Consider the following 18,309-nt stretch of genomic DNA (forward strand, 5'->3'; position numbering starts at 1 on the left):
TGCCCGTGTCGAAGGGGTGACCGAGAGTCGCACCGATGAACGAGAAGCCCAGCTCCCGCCAGGCCCGTCTGCTCGGCCACCGCGACTTCCGGCTCCTGCTGACCGGAGCCGCGGCGGCCCAGACGGGCAGTCAGGTCACCCTGGTCGCCCTCCCCCTGGTGGCCGTGGTGGTGCTCGACGCCACGCCATTCCAGGTCGGCCTGCTGACCGCCGCCGAAACCGCCGCCTTCCTGCTCGTCGGCCTGCCGGCGGGCGCCTGGCTGGACCGGATGCGCAAGCTGCCGGTGCTGGTCCGGGCCGACGTGGTGCGCTGCCTGGCCGTGGGGTCGATCCCGCCGGCCGCCGCGCTCGGGGTGCTGACCATGCCGCAGCTCTACCTGGTGGGGCTGGTCACCGGGGTGGCGACGGTGTTCTTCGACGTCGCCCACCAGTCCTTCCTGCCCGCCGTCCTGCCGCGCGAGCAACTGGTCGCCGGGAACGGGGCGCTGGAGACGGTCCGGTCCTCGGCGCAGATCGCCGGTCCGGGCCTCGGCGGCGGACTCGTGCAGCTGCTCGGGGCGCCGCTCGCCATCGTGGCCGACGCCTGCGGCTACCTCGCCTCCGCACTGCTGCTGGTCCGGATCAAGGTCGAGGAGCAGCGGCCGGAACCGGATCCGGGGCGCTCGCTGCGCACCGAGATCGGCGAGGGCGTGCGGTTCGTGCTCGGTCACCCGCTGCTGCGGGCGATCGCGACCGCCACCGCCACGTCCAACCTGTTCTCCGCCGTGCTGACCGCCGTGCAGACGGTGTTCTGGGTGCGGGTGCTCGACCTGTCGCCCGGCGCGATCGGTGTGCTGCTGTCGGTCTCCGCCGTCGGCGGGCTGGCGGGCGCGCTGTGCGCCGGGAGGATCGCCCGGTGGATCGGGCAGGCCCGGATGATCTGGCTGTCCACGGCGGTGACGGCGCCGTTCGCGGTGCTGTGGCCGCTGTCCGGCGGCGGCGCGGGCGTGGTGCTGTTCGGCCTGGCCTCCGGGGTCGTGCTGTTCGGCGCGGTGGTCTACAACGTCGGCCAGGTGAGCTTCCGCCAGGGCCTCTGCCCGCCGGAGCTGCTCGGCCGGATGAACGCCACCATGCGCTTCCTGGTCTGGGGCACCCTGCCGATCGGCGCCCTGATCGGCGGCGCGGTCGCCGACGCGGCCGGGCCGCGGGCCGCGCTCTGGCTCTGCGCCGCCGGGTTCCTGCTGGTGCCGCTGCCGCTGGTGCTGTCGCCGCTGCGGCGGATGCGCGAGCTGCCGGACCCCGAGGGCTCGGCCGGGCACACGGCCGGTGCGGAGACCGCCGAGGAGGGGAGCGCCGCGAGCCCCAGCGTGTCCTGACCGCCGTCGACCGCCCTGCCGCACGAACGCCCTGACCGCCGTCGACCGTCCTGCCGTTCGACCGTCCTGCCGTCCTGCCGCACGACCGAACCACCGGAACAGCCCGAGCTGCCCCCAGAACCAGCTGACCGAACCCCGAGCCGCGACCGGAAACCGGAGACAGTTCCCGTGCACGCCAGCATCACCGCCGCCTACCTCGCCCGGTACCGCTCCGCCGCCGCCGACTCCCCGGAGGAGCTGCTCCCGCTGACCGGTGCCCAACGGCGGTTCCTGATCACCCGCCGACTCGTGCCGCAGAACCGCTCCGACGTCGTCCCGCTGCTCTTCGCCTACCCGCGTGGCACCGTCGACCCGGACCGGCTCGCCCGCGCCGCGGTCGCGGTGGCCGCCCACCACCCGGCGCTGTGCGGCGGCTTCGCGACGGTGCGCGGCACTCCCGTCCTGCGCACCGGAGGCCCGTCGGCCGAGGCCGTACGGATCGCCGTCGAGCCCGGCGGCACCGCCCGCGCCGCGCTGCGCGAGGCCCTGCTGGACTGGCCCGCCGGCGGGCCCGCGCTGCGCCTGCTGGTGGCCGCGGACCCGGACGGGGAGGAGGAGCTGCTCGTGGTCGCGCTCGACCACGCGGCCTGCGACGAGCCGTCGCTCGGCGTGCTCACCGCCGAGCTCGGCACGGCGTACGAGCGGGACGAACCGCCGGAGGCCGGGCCGACGCCGCAGGAACTGGCCGACTACCGGCAGGCCGTCGAGGCGCAGCTCGCCGCCGAGGACGCCGCCGGAGGCCCGGTGGCGCAGGCCCACTGGGGCCGCCGGCTGGGCGGCCTGACCGGGGCCGGCGGAGGCCCGGCCACCTCCACCGGCATGCTCACCGAACGGCTGCCCGCCGCCGAGGGCGCCGCCCGCCGGGCCGTCTTCCCGGCCCTGCTGGACGCGGTCGGATCGGCCGCGCACCGGCTGCACCGGACGGAGGAGTCCCCCGGGCCGCAGGGCGGGGGAGGGGCGCTCGCGCTCGGCTACCCGTGGGGCGGGCGCCCGGCGAACGCGCCGGGCGTACTCGGCTGCTTCCTCAACACCCTGGTGCACCCCGCCACTTCGGGCCCGGCCACGGACCTGAACGTCCTCGCGGACGCCTGGTGGGACGACCTGGACCAGGCCGGAACCCCCTTCGACGAGGTGGTCCGCGCCGCCCGCGCCGCCGGATCCCCGTGGTCGGGCGGCCTGGACGCCCTGCTCACCCTGGAGGACCTGCACCGCCGACCGCCCCTGGCGCTCGGCGGCGTCGACGGCCGGGAGACCCACCTGGCCGGCCGACCGCTGGCCGCGCCGCTGGCCGTCTCCGCCTCGCACGGCGACGACCTGCTGGTCCGGCTGGCCTGGGACCGCGACCGCTTCCCCGAGGCCGAGGCGCAGGCCGCCTTCGGTGAACTCCTCGCCGTGCTGGGACACCACCTGCACGCCCGGCCGAGCCTGGCCGCGCGGGCCTGAGAGCGCCGCCGGCCGCAGGTCCACCCCTCCTCGACCCGCACGCCCGGACCCGCAGGACCCGCACGTCCCGCACGTCCCGCACGTCCCGCACGTCCCGCACGTCCCGCACGTCCCGCACGTCCCGCACGTCCCGCACGTCCCGCACGTCCCGCACTTTCGCAATTCCCAGAACTCCCAGAACTCCCCACGGCGGATCCGGCACACGGATCCACCACGCCCGTCCGCGCGCGTCCGACACGCCGCCCGGACAGGCCCCCGGGCCCCGGGCCGCACCTCACCCAGGTGCGGCCGGGCCCACCGGCCGGTGCGGCACCACCCCGCGCCCGCATCCGGCCAGCGAAGTGACGACAAGCCCACCACGCAAGGGAGTTGACCATGTTCGCACTCTCTCCGTCACAGGAGATCGTCTGGCTGCACGAACAGCTGCAGCCGGGTAGCCGCGCCTACAACTTCACCGCCGTCCTCGACCTGTGGGGCACCCTCGACCGCGAAGCGCTGCACACCGGCCTGACTGCCGTGCTGGCCCACCACCCCGGTCTGCGGCTGGAGTTGGTCCCCAGGCCGGAGGGCCTGCCCGGCCAGCGGGTCGTCGGGGACTGCGAACCGGAGCTGCGCCACAGCGACTTCGGCGCCGAGCAGGACCCGGAGGCCGCCTTCCGCAGCCTGCTCGCCGCGGAGGCCGAGGAACCGCTGGACACCGGGCGGGCCCCGGTGCTGCGCTGGCACCTGGTCCGGCTCGCCGAGGACCACCACCGGCTGATCCACGTCGAGCACCACCTCGTCCACGACGGCCACTCCTTCGCGATCCTGCTGCGCGACCTGTTCACCGTCTACCGCGCCACCGTCCTCGGTGAGCCGTACCGGCTGCCCGCCGCGCCCTCGTACGAGGAGCACGCCCGCGCCGCCGCCGACCTCCCCCGGGGCCGCGCGCTCGACTTCTGGACCAGGGAACTGACCGACGCGCCGCGCGAGATCACGCTGCCCGGACTGGCCCGGCCCGGCGCCGAGCGGCGCCACCGGGGCGGCCAGCTGCGCCAGTCGATCGGCGCCGACCTCGCCGAACGGCTGCGCGAGCGCAGCAAGGCGGACGGCCACACCCCGTTCAGCACCCTGCTCGCCCTGCTCGCCGAACTGCTGCGCCGGCACAGCGGCCACCGCGAACTCGTCATCGGCACCGCCGTCGGCAACCGCCCGGAAGGCTTCGAGGGCACCGTCGGCATGTTCGTCAACACCGTCCCGCTGCGCCTGCGGCTCGACCCGGCGGCCCCCGGCACCGAGGCCGTGGACGAGGTGACCGACGTCCTGCTGCGCGCCCTGCCGTACCAGGACCTGCCGGTCCAGGAGCTGACCCGCAGGCTCGGGCTGCACACCGCCGGCGCCGACAACCCGCTGTTCAACGTGATGTTCAGCGCGCACGACGCGGCGCTGCCCGACGTCCAGGCCCCCGGACTGGAGGTCTCGCTGTACGAGGGCTTCAACACCGGCACCACCCGCTTCGACCTCGACCTGGTGTTGCTGCCGGACGACCGCCGGGTGGTCGGTGAGAAGCACGGCGCCGCCGGGATGACCCTGGTCTGGGACTACGACGCCGACCTCTACCGGGAGTCCGAGGCCGTGCTGCTGTCCGAGCGGCTGCTGGAACTGCTGCGCTGCTACCTGGACCGCCCGCAGGCGCCGATCGCCGAACTCGCCGCCACGTCCGCGCCCGGGGCCGCGGCGGTGGAGGCCGCCCCAGCCGCCCCAGCCGCCCAGGCTGTCCCGGCCGTCCCGGCCGGGCTCGACCCGGCCGCCGCCCATGACCCCGCCTCACTCGCCCTGCTGGCCGGTTCCGAGCGGATCAGCTACGGAGAACTGAACCGCCGGGTCGAGGAATTGGCCGAGCGGCTGCGCTCCGCCGGGGTCGTCCCCGGCCAGCCGGTGGCCACCGTGCTGCCGCGCGGCACGGACGGCGTGGTCGCCCTGCTCGCCTGTCTGCGGTACGGCGCCGTGTACGCGCCGCTGTCCACCGAGGACCCGGCCGCCCGGCTCGGCCTGCTGCTGGAGCGGCTGAGCCCGGCGCTCGTCCTGGCCACCCGGCAGAGTGCGCTGGCGCTGCCCGCCGAGGGTGTCACCCCCGCGCTGCTGGACGGCCCGGCCTTCCCCAAGGCCGAGCCCGCCGCCGTGCTGGACGGCGGCGCGTACGTGATCCACACCTCCGGCTCCACCGGTGTGCCCAAGCCCGTGCTGGTCGGCCGCGAGGCCCTCGCCGGGTACGTCGCCGCGATCGCCGCCCGCTACCGGCTCACCTCCGCCGACCGGGTGCTGATGTTCGCCCGGCCGTCCTTCGACGTGGCGCTGGAGGAGGTGCTGCCCACCCTCGCGGCCGGCGCCGTGCTGATCGTGCCGCAGCGCGAGGTGCCCACCGGCCCGGAGCTGGTGGCCGTGCTGGCCGCCCGCCGCGTCACCGTCGCCAACCTGCCGACCAGCTACCTGCTCGCCGTGCGCGAGGACCTGCGCGAGGCGCTGGACGACGGCCGCTGGGCGCCCCGGCTGCTGGTGCTCGGCGGCGAGCGGCTGCCCGCCCGTGCGCTGGCCGGTCTCACCGGGGCCACCACGGTGCTGAACGCCTACGGCGTCACCGAGGCCACCGTCACCTCCACCGTCCACGAGGTCGCCCCCGCCGATGTCGCCGAGGACGGCGAGATCCCGCTCGGCACCGAGCTGGCCGGCGTGCGCATCCACGTCCTGGACGACACCCTGCGCCCGCTGGCGCCCGGCTGTGTCGGCGAACTCGTCGTCGCGGGCGCCCTGTTGGCCGAGGGCTATCCGGGCCTGCCGGAGCCGACCGCGGCCCGCTTCGTGACCGTGCCCGCGCTCGGCGGCGCCCGCGTCTACCGCACCGGCGACCGCGGCTACCGAGACCTGGACGGGCGGCTGCGCTTCCTCGGCCGTGCCGACAACCAGGTCAAGCTGCGCGGCCACCGGATCGAGCTGGAGGAGATCGAGGCCGCCGCCTCCGCCGAACTCGGCGGCCGCTCCTGCGCGGTGCTGCTGCACACCGACCCGCGGACCGGCCCCCGCCTGGTCGGCTTCCTGGAGGGCGCCGACCGCCCGGACCAGGCCGCCCTGCACGAGGCGCTCGCCCGCAGGCTGCCCGGCGGACTCGTCCCGGCGAGCTGGACGGCCGTCGCCGCGATGCCCACCCTGCCCGGCGGCAAACCCGACCGCTCCGCCCTCGCCCGCCTGGCCGCGGAGGCGGACGAGGCGGACGCGACGGACGAGGCGCGGGGGAGCGCCCCGAGCCGGTTCGCCGACTCAGGCCAGCAGTTGGTCGCCGCCGCCTGGCGCGAGGTGCTCGGCCACGACCGCTTCACCGCGGACTCGCACTTCTTCGAGGTCGGCGGCCACTCGCTGCTCGCCGCCCAGCTCGCCGCGTACCTGGAACCCCACCTCGGCGCCCGCCCGCCGCTGCGCACCCTGTTCCGCCACGCCGTGCTGGCCGACCAGGCCCGCGCCCTGACCGCAGGAGACGCCAAGTGACCGCCCCCTCCGCCGTCCTGGAGGACGGCCACCGCGAACTCGTCGAGGCCTTCGAGTCCTTCGTGCGGCGCGAACTGGTGCCGCTGGCAGCCGAGTTGCCCGAGACCGCCGACCAGGTCCCGGCCGACCTGCGGTCCTACGTCCGCAAGCGCTCCGCCGCCCTCGGCTTCTACGCGGGCGACTTCCCGGAGGAACTCGGCGGCGCCGACATGCCGTTCACCGCCGTCGTCCTGCTGCACCACGCCGCCGGGCGCAGCGGCTGCGTGCTCGCGCCGTACGCGCTGGCCGGGTCCGACGGACCCAGCCCGCTGCTGCGGCACGGCACCCCGGAGCAGGTCGAGCGCCACCTGATCCCGCTGGTACGCGGTGAGCAGACCCGCTGCCTCGCCCTCACCGAGCCGCACGCCGGCTCCGACGCGTTCCACCTCACCACCACCGCCGTGCGCACCGGCGAGCGCTGGGTGCTGAACGGGCGCAAGACCTTCGTCAGCAACGCCGAACACGCCGGGATCGCGCTGGTCGTCGCCGCCACCGACCTCGGTGACGGCGCCGGACCCACCACCGGGGCCACCGCCTTCGTGCTGCCGATGGACCAGCCCGGGCTGCGGATCGGCCAGCGCTACGAGGGCATGTCCGGCGAGCCGCTGTTCGAACTGCTGCTGGACGGGGTCACCGTCGGCCCGGAGGCCGTGATCGGCGGCGAGGAGGGCGTCGGCGCGGCGACCGCCCTGGCCATCGACAGCCTCTCGCGCGGCCGCCTGGTCGTCGCCGCGATGTGCAACGGCATCGCCGAGCACGCGCTGCGGATCGGCGTCGAGTACGCCAGGGACCGGCGTGCCTTCGGCCGGGTGATCGGCGAATACCAGCACGTCCAGGAGCACCTGGTCACCACCCGGGCCGAGGTCGAGGCCTCCAAGCTGCTCACCCTCGCCTGCGCCCGGCTGGTCGACGAGGGCATCGAGTCGCCCGAGAACGCGGCGCTCGCCAAGCTCACCGCCTCCGAGACCGCCGTCCGCGCGGTGGACCGCTCGCTCCAGGTGCACGGAGCCACCGGCTGGGTGCGCGGGCACCCGCTGGAGTTCCTCTACCGCTACGTCCGGATGACCACGATCATCGAGGGGACCTCGGAGGTCCAGAAGGTGATCATCGCCCGTTCCATGGGCCTGAACTGACGGTACGTCACAAACATGGAGCTGATGATGGAACACCTCGACAAGGACCCGACGGGCACGGCGGCCCCGAGCATCGGCTACGGCCGTCCGCACCAGGACGGCGCGGTGCTCGACCTGTTCACCAGCTGGGCGCACCGCACCCCGGACGCCCCCGCCCTGATCGACGGCAAGCGGGTCCACAGCTACGCCGAACTCGACCGCCTCGCCGACACCGTGGCCGATTCCCTGCGCGGCAAGGTCGGCCCGGGTGACCTGCTCGGCGTCTGCCTCGCCCACTCGGTCTCGCTGGTCGCCGTCACCCTGGCCGCCGCCAAGCTCGGCGCCGTCCACCTGCCGATCGGCCCGCGCCCCGGCGAACGGCGGCTGCGCGCCGTCGCCGAACAGCTGCGCCCGGCCTGCCTGGTCGGCGAGCCGGACCTGCTGCCGCCCGGCGGCGAGCGGCTGCCGCTGGACCTGCCCACCGGCGGCGTGGTGGCCGCCCTGACACCCGGCGAGCAGGTGCGCGTCCCGGTCGGCACCCACTACGCGGTGCTCACCTCCGGCTCCACCGGTACCCCGAAGGCCGTCGCCGTCACCGAGCCCGCGCTCGGCGCGCTGCTGCGGTGGTACCGCGAGCTGACCGGCCTCGGCCCCGGCGAGCGGCACAGCCTGCTGATCGGCGTCGCCTTCGACCCGCACGTCCAGGAGCTGTGGGCCGGCCTCACCTCCGGGGCCGCCCTGGTCGTCGCCCCCGAGGCCGTCCGCTGGGACACCGGCGCGCTCACCGACTGGTGGCACGAGGCCGGCATCACCGTGGGCATCCTGCCCACCCCGCTGGCCGAACCCGTCCTGGGCCGGCCCTGGCCCGCCGGCCTGGCGCTGCGCCACCTGAGCGTCGGCGGCGACCGGCTGCGCCGCGCCCCCGGGCCCGACGTCACCGCGACCGTCCACAACTCCTACGGCCCCGCCGAGGCCACCGTCACCACCACCGTGCACACCATGGCCCCCGGCGGCGACCACGGCGCCGGTGCCCCGCCGATCGGCCTGCCGATCGCCGGCGCCGTCCTGCTGGTCACCGACGAGGAGGGCCGCCCGGTGCCGCGCGGCACCGCCGGCGAGCTGCGGATCGGCGGCCGCGGCCTGGCCGCCGGATACCTCGACCCGGAGCTGACCGCCCGCCGCTTCGTCGACGCCCCCGCCGGCGTGGTCGGCACCGACCGGGTCTACCGCACCGGCGACCGGGTGGTCATGCGCCCCGACGGTGTCCTGGAGTTCCACGGACGGCTGGACGACCAGGTCAAGGTCAGCGGCGTACGGATCGAACCCGCCGAGGTCGAGGCCGCCTTCGAACGCGACCCGCGGGTGCGACGGGCGGTGGTCGCCGCCGAGCAGGCGCCGACCGGCGGGGCCCGGCTGCTCGCCTTCGTCCAGGGGGAGGACGACGCCGACCCCGAGGAGCTGCTCGCCGCCGTGCGCCCCTGGCTGCCCGAGCAGGCCGTGCCCTCCGCCGTCCGGCTGGTCGAGCGCTTCCCGCTGGACGCCAACGGCAAGGTGGACCGCCAGGCGCTGCTGGCCGACGCGCGGTCGGCTCCGGTGCCGGCGACGGCCGCCGAGGAGGGGGACAGCCCGGTCGAGCGCGCCGTCCTGAAGCTCTGCCGCGGGCTGATCGGCCGCGCCGACCTCGGGCCGGCGGACAACTTCCTGGCCTCGGGCGGCAATTCGCTCGCCGCCGCCCGACTGCTGGAGGCGCTGGAGAACGAGTACGGAGTGCGGCTGCGGGCCCCGCTGGTGCTGCGCCAGCCGGACCTGCGGGCCGTCGCCCGACTGGTCGAGGAGCGGATGGCCGCCATGGAGCGGGTCTGATCCGTCCTGCCGCGCGCCGATCGTCAGCGCACCGATCCGTCGTGCACCGATCCGTCGTGCGCTGATCCGTCGTGCGCTGATCCGAGCGTGCCGAACCGCAGCGCGCCGATCCGCAGCGCGCCGAACCGACGAGACCCGTCGGACGCGCGCCGATCCGAGGCCGACCGCCGGACCCGCCCCGACCGCGGCCGTCCGGCCCCGCCCGAACCTCCTCAGCAGGACGCCCCGGCCCCACCCGGCCGGGGCGCCCGGAAGGAACACCACCATGACCCGTCCCGCCTCGAAGACCCCGCCGACCCTGCCCACCCTGCCCGTTCTGCCGGCCCTTCCCGCTCTTCCTGCCCTTCCTGCCCTGATCGCCCGGCAGGCCGAACGGCAGCCCGACGCGCTCGCCGTGACCGACGGCTCCACCGTCCTGACCTACCGCGAACTCGTGGACGCCGCAGGACGGCTGGCCGCCGTGCTGGCCGCCCGGGGGATCGGCCCCGGCAGTGCCGTCGGCCTGCTCTGCGCCCGCTCCACCCGGCTTGTCGTCGCCCAGCTCGCCGTCTGGCGGGCCGGCGCCCTGGTCGTCCCGCTCGACCCGGCCTACCCCCGCCCCCGGATCGCCGAGATGGCCGCCGACGCCGACACCCGGCTCGTCCTCGGCGACAAGGGACTGCTCGCCGAGGCCGGAATCCCCGAGGAGCGCACCCTGGTGCTGACCGAGCGCGGCACCGAGGCCACCGGCCTCGCGACGGCGCCCGACGCCGCCGACCCGGCCGCGCCCGCCCTGCTCTACTACACCTCCGGCTCCACCGGCCGCCCCAAGGGCGTCCTCGTCCCGCACCGCGCCGTCGCCGACCTGGTCACCGCCGAGGACGCGATCGCCCTCGGCCCGCGCGACCGGATGCTCTTCCACTCCACCGTGTCCTTCGACGCCGCCACCCTCGAACTGTGGGCCCCGCTCGCCCGCGGTGCCGCGGTGGCCGTCTCCCCGAGCGAGCGGCCCAGCGCCGAGGACCTGGTCCGCGACGTCGAGAGCTTCGGCGTCACCACCGTCTTCCTCACCACCGCGCTCTTCCACCACCTGGCCGCCCGGCGCTCCCGGATCTTCGGCGTGCTGCGCACCGTGGTCGTCGGCGGCGAGGCGATCTCCGCCGAGCACGCGGGCGCCGTGCTGCGGGCCTTCCCCTGGCTCGAACTGGTCAACGGGTACGGGCCGACCGAGGCCACCACCTTCACCACCCTGCACCGGGTCACCCGGGCCGACTGCGCGGGCTCCGTCCCGATCGGCCGGACCTTCGGTGGCGCCCGCGCCCACGTCCTGGACGAGCGGCTCGCACCGGTGGCGCCGGGCGCCGTCGGAGAACTGTGGATCGCCGGCGACCGGCTGGCCCTCGGCTACCTCGGCCGGGCGGAACTGACCGCCGAGCGCTTCCGCGAGCTGCCCGGCATCGGACGCGCCTACCGCAGCGGCGACCGGGTCCGCCGGCTCCCGGACGGCTCGTTGGAGTACCACGGGCGCACCGACGACCAGGTCAAGGTGCGCGGCTACCGGATCGAACCGGGCGAGGTGGAGCACGCGTTGCTCCAGCTGTCCGAGGTCGCCGAAGCCGCGGTCGTGGTCCGCCGGGCCGGGCAGGACGACGCCGCGCTCACCGCCTGCCTGGTGCTCGCCGAGGGGGCCCGCCCGGCCGTCGAGGCGCTGCGCGCCCGGCTCGCCGAGCGGCTGCCCGCCCACCTGGTGCCCACCGCCTGGACCGTGCTCACCGCGCTGCCGCTGACCGGCAGCGGCAAGGTGGACCGGCGGGCACTCGCCGCCGACGATCCGGCCGGGACGGGCCCGGTCGCCGAGGCCGAACTCGGCCCGATCCAGCAGGTCGTCGCCGAGGCCTGGAGCCGGGCCCTGGAACGCCCGATCACCGACCCGGCCGCGGACTTCCTCGCCGAGGGCGGGCACTCGCTGCTCGCCATGTGGGTGGTGGACGACCTGCGGGAGGACCTCGGGGTCGAACTGTCGCTCGCCGACTTCCTCGCCCACCCGACCGTCGCCGCCCAGGCCGAGCTGCTGGAACGCGCCCTGCGGGCCGCCGACGACACCCCGGGAGCAGGCCGATGAGCACCGTCGACCAGACCGACCTGCTGCGCCGCGCCCGCGGCCGCCGCGCCGCCACCGTCCTCGCCCACCCCGCCGCCGACGACGACGGCCCGGCGCCGCTGTCGCACGCCCAGCAGCGGATGTGGCTGATGGACCGCCTCGGCCAGGGCGGCGCCCTCTACAACGTGCCGATCGCCACCCGGGTGCGCGGTCCGCTCGATCACGCGGCCCTCGCCACCGCGCTCACCGGACTGACCGAACGGCACGCCGTCCTGCGCACCCGCTACCCGCACCGGGGGGACCAGCCGTACCAGCAGGTGGACCCGGTCACCCCGGTGCCGCTGCCGGTGCTGGACGCCACCGGCCCGGAGCAGCTCGCCGACGAGGCCGCCCGCCCGTTCGACCTCGCCACCGGCCCGGTGCTGCGCGCCCTGCTCCTGCGGAACGGCCCCGAGGACCACACGCTGGTTCTGACGATCCATCACATCGCGGTGGACGGAGGATCGTTGCGCTTCCTCGCCGCCGACCTCGCCGAGCTGTACCGCGCCGCGCGCGACGGCGGCCCGAACCGGCTCCCGTCGCCGGCCCCCGCGTACGCCGACTACGCCCGCCAGGAGCGCGCCCGGGACGTCGAGCTGACGGCCGCCGCCACCGCCCTCGCCGCAGGGCTCTCCGGGGCGCGACCGCTGCCGCTGCTACGGCCCGTCCCGCCCGGCGCCCGCGAGCGCCGCGCCGTGCTGCACACCGCCCCGCTGGAACCGGCGGTGCTGGAAGGACTGCGCGGCCTCGGCGCACGGCACGGCACCACGCTGTACACCGTCGTCCTGGCCGCCGCGTTCGCCGCGCTGCGCAACACCTCCGGGCAGGACGACCTCGTCCTGGGCTGCGCGAGCGGCCACCGGGCGCGGCCCGAGTTCCGCCGGACGGTCGGGCTCGCGGTCAACACCCTGGCCGTGCGGGCGAATCCGTCCGGCGGCGGGTCCTTCGCCGAGCTGCTCGGGCTGGTCCGTACCGCCCTGCTCGATGCGCAACGGCACCACGAGGTGCCCCTCGACCTGGTGACCGAGCGGCTCGGCGCGGCCGCGCGCGGGGCGGACGGCACCCCGCTGCTCTCGGTCAGCTGCGACCTGCTGCAGACCGTCGACCCGTTGGTGCTGCCGGGCCTCGACACCGAGAACGTGGAACTCCACCTCGGACTGGCCAAGTTCGGCCTCACCCTGCTGGTGGAGGACGGCCCGAAGCCGCGCGTACTGGTCCAGCACGACCGGGACGCGCTGGACCGGGACACCGCCGCCCGGCTGCTCGACGCCTTCGCCGCGCTGCTCGTCGCCGTGGCCGAGGATCCGGAGCAGCCGCTGTCCGAACTGCCCGGCGAGCGCCTGGCAGTCGCCGAACACCCTGTCGTGGAATGCCTGTTGGCCGATCCCGCGGTGGTGGAAGCGGCCGTGGTCGAGAGCCCCGACGGCCCGCCGCTCGCCTTCGCGGTGGTGCGCGGTCCGGTCGCCCCGAGCGGCACCGCCCTGCGGGACGCCCTGCGCGGGCGTCTCCCGGCCGCCGAACTCCCGCGCGCGGTCACCCTGGTGGACACCCTGCCCCGCCGCGCCGACGGCACCCCAGACCGTGAACGGCTGCCCGGCGCGGCCGCCTCGGAGAAGGGGCCGGTGGACGTGGTGCGGGAGGTGTTCGGCGAGCTGCTGGGTGCGGTTCCGCCTGCTGATGGGGACTTCTTCGCGCTGGGTGGGCATTCGCTGGTCGCGGTGCGGCTCGCGGAGCGGTTGCGGACCCGGTTGGGGTTGCCGCTGACCGGTCTCGACATCCTGGAGCAGCGCACCCCGCGCGCCCTGGCCGTTCTGCTCGCCGCCCGCGCGCAGGAGCGCCGCGCCGCCCTCACCCGGACCGGCGCCCGTCCGCGGAGCGCCGGCGCGCGGACCGGCACCGTCCTGCTCACCGGCGCCACCGGCGGGGTCGGGGCGGCGGCGCTCCAGGAGCTGATGGCCCAGGGCCGACCGGTCCGGGTGCTGGTCCGGCCCGAGTCCGCGCACCTGCCCGCGCTGAACGGCGCCGAGGTGGCGGAGGGCGACCTCGGAGACCTCGACAGCCTGCGCCGGGCCGTCGAGAACGTCGACGCCGTCATCCACTCCGCCTGCACCTTCACCGACCACGCCACCGACCTCGCCGCGATGCGCGCACTGGTCGACGGCTGGCGCGGCGGCCCGTTCGTCTTCGTCAGCAGCATCGACGCGTACGGGCGCCCGGCGGGCACCGAGGTCCCCGACGGCGGGCCCGGCGGCGGTCCGGTCACCCCGTACGGGCAGGCGAAGCTGGACTGCGAGCGGATCCTCTTCGAGGCCGCCGCCACCGGCCGCGGCCAGGCCATCGCCGTCCGCGCCCCGATCGTCTGGGGCCCGCACCACCGCCTGCGCGACCAGCTCCGCTGGGGCTCCACGGCGGCCCTCTACCAGGCCGCCCTGGCCGGCCGGCCGATCGACGTGCCGGCCGGCGACGCGTGGTCCGGCGCCTCCTGGGTGCACGCCGCCGCCCTCGCCCGCGCGCTCACCGCCTGCCTCGCCCCGGGCCACCCCGCCGCCGGCCGGGTCGTCAACGCGGTGAGCGGACACGTCTCCTGGGCCGACTTCGCCGCCGAACTGGTCCGCCTGCTCGGCTCCGCCAGCTCGATCGGCGCCACCCCCGACGCCGAGGAGGAACTCCGCCGCCCCTGGCACTACCGGGCGGACGCCCTGGCCGCCCCACTCGCCCCCGAACCGGGCGAGGACTGGCGCAGCGTCCTGGCGGCCATGGTCCGCTGACGCCCGCCGCGGGCGGAGGAACCGGGGCCGCCGGTCTCCTCCGCCCGCGTCAGCGGAGGTGGCGCAGGCGGGAGGCCGCGATGTTGCGGATGCGCCGGGCGCGGCCGCTGTCGGCGAGCGGGGTCAGGACCCGCCGGGCCGAGGACTCCCGGGCGAGGTGCTCCTGGAGCCAGCTGTCCGCGGCGAGCAGCCGGCTCTCCTCCCACGGCTCGTCCAGGGTCACCGCCCGCAGCAGCGCCCAGTCCCGCAGCCGCCGCACCGCGAAGTCGTCGCCCGCCACCGCGTCCGCCAGCTCCCGGTGCCAGGCCGGGAAGCCCGGGTCCGTGAGCAACTCGGCCGCCCGCCGGCCCAGGTACTCGCAGACCGCGCTGCTGCCCATCGAGGGCTCGGGGTCGGTGAGCACCCGGGCCGCGAGGGCGGCCGCGTCCTCGGGCGCGACCTCCGCGAAGGCCAGGCGGTACCGCGCGAACCGCACGTGCTCGTCCGGCTCGAATCCTGCCGCTCCGACCGCCGCTGTCTCCGTCACCGAGGTTCCCTCTTCCATCCCGCCGTGGCCGCCGCGCCCGTGGCCGGCCGGCTGAATCCTCGCACGGCTCCGACGATCTTCTTGACCTCAAGTCCGATTGAGCTTCTAGCCTCAGCCTGACGAATCGTCAAGTGACAGGAGCGGGATCGTGATTCTGGTGACAGGCGCCACCGGCAACATCGGAAGGACACTGCTCGACGAACTGCGCGCCGCCGGCGCGGGCCCCGTCCGCGGGCTCACCCGGGACGCCGCCCGGGCGTGGTTGCCCGCCGGGGTGGAGGCGTGCGAGGGCGACTTCGCCGACCCGGCCTCCCTGGCGCCCGCCCTCGACGGGGTGCGCTCGCTGTTCCTGGTGTCGCGGATCGGCTCCGATGCCGGGATCCTCGACGCCGCCCGCCGGGCGGGGGTCGAGCACGTGGTGCTGGTGTCGTCCATCGCCGTGCAGACGCACCCGCACCTGGGCCCCGCCCGGGAGAACGCGGCCGTCGAGCGGCTGCTCCGGGACAGCGGCATGGCGTGGACGGTGCTGCGGCCGACACAGTTCGCCTCCAACGCCCTGTGGTGGGCGGCGACGATCCGCGAGCGCCGGACCGTCCGGGTGCCGTACCCGGACACCGGGCTGCCCACGATCCACCCGGCGGACATCGCGGCGGTGGCGCGGGTGGCGCTGACCGAGCCCGGCCACCAGGGGCGGACGTACCCGCTGACCGGCCCGGAGCGGGTGACGGCCCGGCAGCAGCTGGAGGCCGTCGCGTCGGCCCTCGGCCGGGAGGTGGCCGTCGCGGAGGCCGGCCGGGAGGAGGCCCACCGGCAGCTGGCCGCCGTCCTGGGAGCCGAGGCCGCGGACGCGGTGCTCGACCTGACGGGCGGGGACGTCAACGACGAGCTGCTGGCGGTGCGCGACACCGTCGAACGGGTCACCGGATCGGCGGCCCGGCCGTTCCGCCGCTGGGTCTCCGAGAACCTCGCGGCCTTCCGCTGAGCCATTGTCCCGGCTTCGGTCGCTCAGCCGATGGTCACCACCCGGGCCCACTGCGGCGGGGCGTCCGGCCGGTAGTCCGGGTCGTGCTCGGTGTACCGCATCGGCCGCGGGAACAGCCCGACCACCGTCCGGCAGGGCGGGGCGACTTCGGGCCACGGGGTCTGGCCGTCGGTCAGGACCACCACCACGTCCGGGCGGGGGACGGCGCGCAGGGCGGTGCGGAACCCGGCACGCAGGTCGGTGCCGCCCCCGCCGACCAGCGGGATGCCCTCGGCCCGGCAGAGCCCGTGGACGGCCTGGGTGGCGGCGTCGCAGGAGACCACCCGGACCTGGTCGCGGCGACCGCCGACGGCCCGGCCGATCGCCGCGACCTCCAGCAGTGCGCTGCCCAGCTCTTCGTCCGAGACCGACCCGGAGGTGTCGATCACCACCGTGACCCGCGGCGGGCTCCGCCGCAGGCTCGGCAGCAGCACGCCCGGAACCCCGGCCGAGCGGCGGGCGGGACGGCCGTAGCTGTAGTCCTCGCCCGCGCCGGGGCCGGAGACCGCCGAGCGCACCGCCGCGCCCAGCAACTGCCGCCAGGGCTGCGGTGGGTGGAACGCCTCCTCGGCCCAGCGCTTCCAGCCCGCCGGGGCGTCGCCCGGGCGGCCCCGGATGCCCTCGGCGACCCGGAGGCGGACGGCGTCGCGCTCCTCCGGGGCGAGCCCGTGGGCGCCGTCGGGGCCCAGCTCCCACGGGCGGTGCAGACCGTCCGCGCCGCTGCCGCAGTCCAGCCAGGCCGCCTCCAGGTCGCACGGGTCGAAGCGGAACCCGCGCAGGTAGTCCTCCATGAGCAGGCCGTCCGGCAGCCGGAACGTCTCCGGCCGGACGGCGCCGGCGGGAAGGACCAGCCCGTCTCCCTCCACGTCGTCGTTGATCTCGCAGTCGGCGGCGATGTTCATCCGCAGCCGGGCGCCGGGGCCCTCCATGCCGAGGTCCCGGGCGAGGCGGTCGCCGCGGCCGTGGTGGTCTCGCAGCAGGTGCGAGACCTCGTGCACCCAGACTCCGGCCAACTCCTCCACCGGGGTGCGGGCGGCGAAGGCCGGTGCGGCGTAGCAGCGCCAGTACCGGTCCACGGCCATGGTCGGCACCTGCCGGGACTCCACCAGGTGGAGCGCGAACAGCGCCGTGGCCAGGTACGGGCGGACCCGGGCGGCGTGCAGCCGGGCGGCGTACAGCTTCTCGACGTCCAACGGCACCGGCGTGCCCGCCGGGGCGCCCGCGTCCTTCAGGGCGTCCACGGCTCCGCTCACCGTCGCGCTCCCCGGGCGGCGGCGAGGTCGGCCCGGCGGGAGACCGCCAGCGCCGGGGCGAGCCGCTCGATCGCCGCCGGCACGTCCCAGTCCTCCCGGCGCAGCGAGGCCAGGGTGGTGGCCGGGACGACCACCAGGTCCGGCGCACCGGTCTCCAGCGCCCGGACGAGCAACGCCCAGGCCGCGTCCCAGCGCGGGCGGTCCGGCCGGTTGCGCACCGCGGCGACGACCCCGTCCAGCACCACCTGGCGCAGGTCCCCGCGCGCGGGCAGCTCCGCGCGGGCCGGGTCGGCCAGCAGGTCCTCCGGGTCGGGCAGGTCCATCCGGTCCATGTGCGCCATCAGCTCCAGCCCCGGGCCGTCCCCGACGGTGCCGCGGACCAGCAGCGACACCACCTCCCGGTCGGAGCCGGCCGCCGTCGCGAAGGCGATCAGCCGCAGCGTCATGTCCCAGCTGCGCGGGGACGGCCAGGACCCGCCGCGCCGGGCCTCGGTGGTGGGCAGCCGGTGCACCAGTTCGGGACGGGCGGTCAGCAGCCCGCACACCGCGCGCCGGGCCAGCGCGACGGCCTCCGGCAGCGCCCGCGGGTCGAGCCGGGGCAGGGTCGCCACCGGCCAGACGCCGCCGAGGCCGCGCACCACCACCTCGTGGTCGTGCGCCCACTGGAGGTGGACGAAACGATTGGCCAGCGGCGCGCTCAGCTCCCAGCCGTCGGCCGCCGAGGAGCGCGGGTTGGCCGCCGCCACGATCCGCACCCCCGGGGGGAGCCGCAGGGTGCCGATGCGCCGCTCCAGGACCAGGCGCAGCAGCGCGGCCTGGACGGCGGGCGGTGCGGTGGACAGCTCGTCCAGGAACAGCAGCCCGCGCCCGGCCCGCACCAGGCGCACCGCCCAGTCCGGCGGGGCCATCGGGACGCCCTGCTGCGCCGGGTCGTCGCCGAGGACGGGAAGCCCGGAGAAGTCGGAGGGCTCGTGGACGCTGGCGATCACCGTCGTGAGCGGCAGTTCCAGGGCCTCGGCGAGCTGGTTGAGCGCGGCGGTCTTGCCGATGCCGGGCTCGCCCCAGAGCAGCACGGGCAGGTCGGCGGCGACGGCGAGGGTGAGCGCCTCCAGCTGGGTGTCGGAGCGGGGTTCGGTGCCGGTGTCGTCGAGCAGGTCGAGCAGTCGGCGGGCGACGTCGAGTCGAGGGGCTTCGAGGGTGTGCGTGGGCATGGGTGATCACCTCGAGTGGTCTGGTGCGCAAGGATGTCGGA

At 76.4% G+C, this 18,309-nt stretch carries 11 protein-coding genes; 8 read left to right on the forward strand and 3 right to left on the reverse strand.

What is annotated here, in order from left to right; genetic code table 11:
* The first annotated feature begins 35 nt into the window (after positions 1-35).
* The 7 genes from ACFRAR_RS09935 (at position 36) to ACFRAR_RS09965 (ending at position 14,257) form a co-directional block, all read left to right on the forward strand.
* Positions 36-1,355, forward strand: a complete 1,320-nt coding sequence (locus ACFRAR_RS09935) for an MFS transporter (RefSeq protein ID WP_380696749.1) — start codon at positions 36-38, stop codon at positions 1,353-1,355.
* 168 nt (positions 1,356-1,523) lie between these two features.
* Entirely contained in the window at positions 1,524-2,837 is a 1,314-nt protein-coding gene (locus ACFRAR_RS09940) for a non-ribosomal peptide synthetase (protein ID WP_380696751.1), read from the forward strand.
* 375 nt (positions 2,838-3,212) lie between these two features.
* Entirely contained in the window at positions 3,213-6,356 is a 3,144-nt protein-coding gene (locus tag ACFRAR_RS09945) for an amino acid adenylation domain-containing protein (protein ID WP_380696753.1), read from the forward strand.
* A complete protein-coding gene (locus ACFRAR_RS09950) occupies positions 6,353-7,528 on the forward strand; it encodes an acyl-CoA dehydrogenase family protein (protein WP_380696755.1) in 1,176 nt (391 codons plus the stop codon). The genes ACFRAR_RS09945 and ACFRAR_RS09950 overlap by 4 nt, the downstream gene beginning before the upstream one ends.
* 15 nt (positions 7,529-7,543) lie before the next feature.
* Entirely contained in the window at positions 7,544-9,370 is a 1,827-nt protein-coding gene (locus ACFRAR_RS09955; protein ID WP_380696757.1) for an amino acid adenylation domain-containing protein, read from the forward strand.
* Between the two features lie 265 nt (positions 9,371-9,635).
* Positions 9,636-11,471, forward strand: coding sequence for a non-ribosomal peptide synthetase (locus ACFRAR_RS09960; protein ID WP_380696759.1), 1,836 nt, complete (start codon positions 9,636-9,638; stop codon positions 11,469-11,471).
* Complete coding sequence (locus ACFRAR_RS09965) at positions 11,468-14,257, forward strand: condensation domain-containing protein (protein ID WP_380696761.1); 2,790 nt, start codon at positions 11,468-11,470, stop codon at positions 14,255-14,257. The genes ACFRAR_RS09960 and ACFRAR_RS09965 overlap by 4 nt, the downstream gene beginning before the upstream one ends.
* A 49-nt stretch (positions 14,258-14,306) precedes the next feature.
* On the opposite strand, the gene ACFRAR_RS09970 is transcribed toward ACFRAR_RS09965, so the two are convergent.
* Positions 14,307-14,783, reverse strand: coding sequence for a hypothetical protein (locus ACFRAR_RS09970; protein WP_380696763.1), 477 nt, complete (start codon positions 14,781-14,783; stop codon positions 14,307-14,309).
* Between the two features lie 148 nt (positions 14,784-14,931).
* Here ACFRAR_RS09970 and ACFRAR_RS09975 point away from each other — a divergent pair, with 148 nt between their 5' ends.
* The gene (locus ACFRAR_RS09975; RefSeq protein WP_380696765.1) at positions 14,932-15,765 is read left to right on the forward strand and encodes an SDR family oxidoreductase; all 834 of its coding nucleotides are present in this window, start codon (positions 14,932-14,934) and stop codon (positions 15,763-15,765) included.
* A gap of 23 nt (positions 15,766-15,788) precedes the next feature.
* Here ACFRAR_RS09975 and ACFRAR_RS09980 read toward each other — a convergent pair whose 3' ends face one another.
* Both ACFRAR_RS09980 and ACFRAR_RS09985 read right to left on the reverse strand, forming a co-directional pair.
* Complete coding sequence (locus ACFRAR_RS09980; RefSeq protein ID WP_380696767.1) at positions 15,789-17,057, reverse strand: VWA-like domain-containing protein; 1,269 nt, start codon at positions 17,055-17,057, stop codon at positions 15,789-15,791.
* Positions 17,054-18,268: an AAA family ATPase gene (locus ACFRAR_RS09985; protein ID WP_380696769.1), complete on the reverse strand. Its 1,215-nt coding sequence runs from the start codon at positions 18,266-18,268 to the stop codon at positions 17,054-17,056. Before ACFRAR_RS09985 ends, ACFRAR_RS09980 begins: the two co-directional genes overlap by 4 nt.
* Positions 18,269-18,309 lie beyond the last annotated feature (41 nt).

Origin of the sequence: Kitasatospora sp. NPDC056651, assembly GCF_042792155.1 — a bacterium.
Taxonomy (GTDB): Bacteria; Actinomycetota; Actinomycetes; order Streptomycetales; family Streptomycetaceae; genus Kitasatospora.

Coding starts and splice junctions, on each gene's coding strand:
- ACFRAR_RS09935 (WP_380696749.1), top strand. CDS start 36: ATGAACGAGAAGCCCAGCTCCCGCCAGGCCCGTCTGCTCGGCCACCGC.
- ACFRAR_RS09945 (WP_380696753.1), top strand. CDS start 3,213: ATGTTCGCACTCTCTCCGTCACAGGAGATCGTCTGGCTGCACGAACAG.
- ACFRAR_RS09955 (WP_380696757.1), top strand. CDS start 7,544: ATGGAGCTGATGATGGAACACCTCGACAAGGACCCGACGGGCACGGCG.
- ACFRAR_RS09960 (WP_380696759.1), top strand. CDS start 9,636: ATGACCCGTCCCGCCTCGAAGACCCCGCCGACCCTGCCCACCCTGCCC.
- ACFRAR_RS09965 (WP_380696761.1), top strand. CDS start 11,468: ATGAGCACCGTCGACCAGACCGACCTGCTGCGCCGCGCCCGCGGCCGC.
- ACFRAR_RS09985 (WP_380696769.1), bottom strand. CDS start 18,268: ATGCCCACGCACACCCTCGAAGCCCCTCGACTCGACGTCGCCCGCCGA.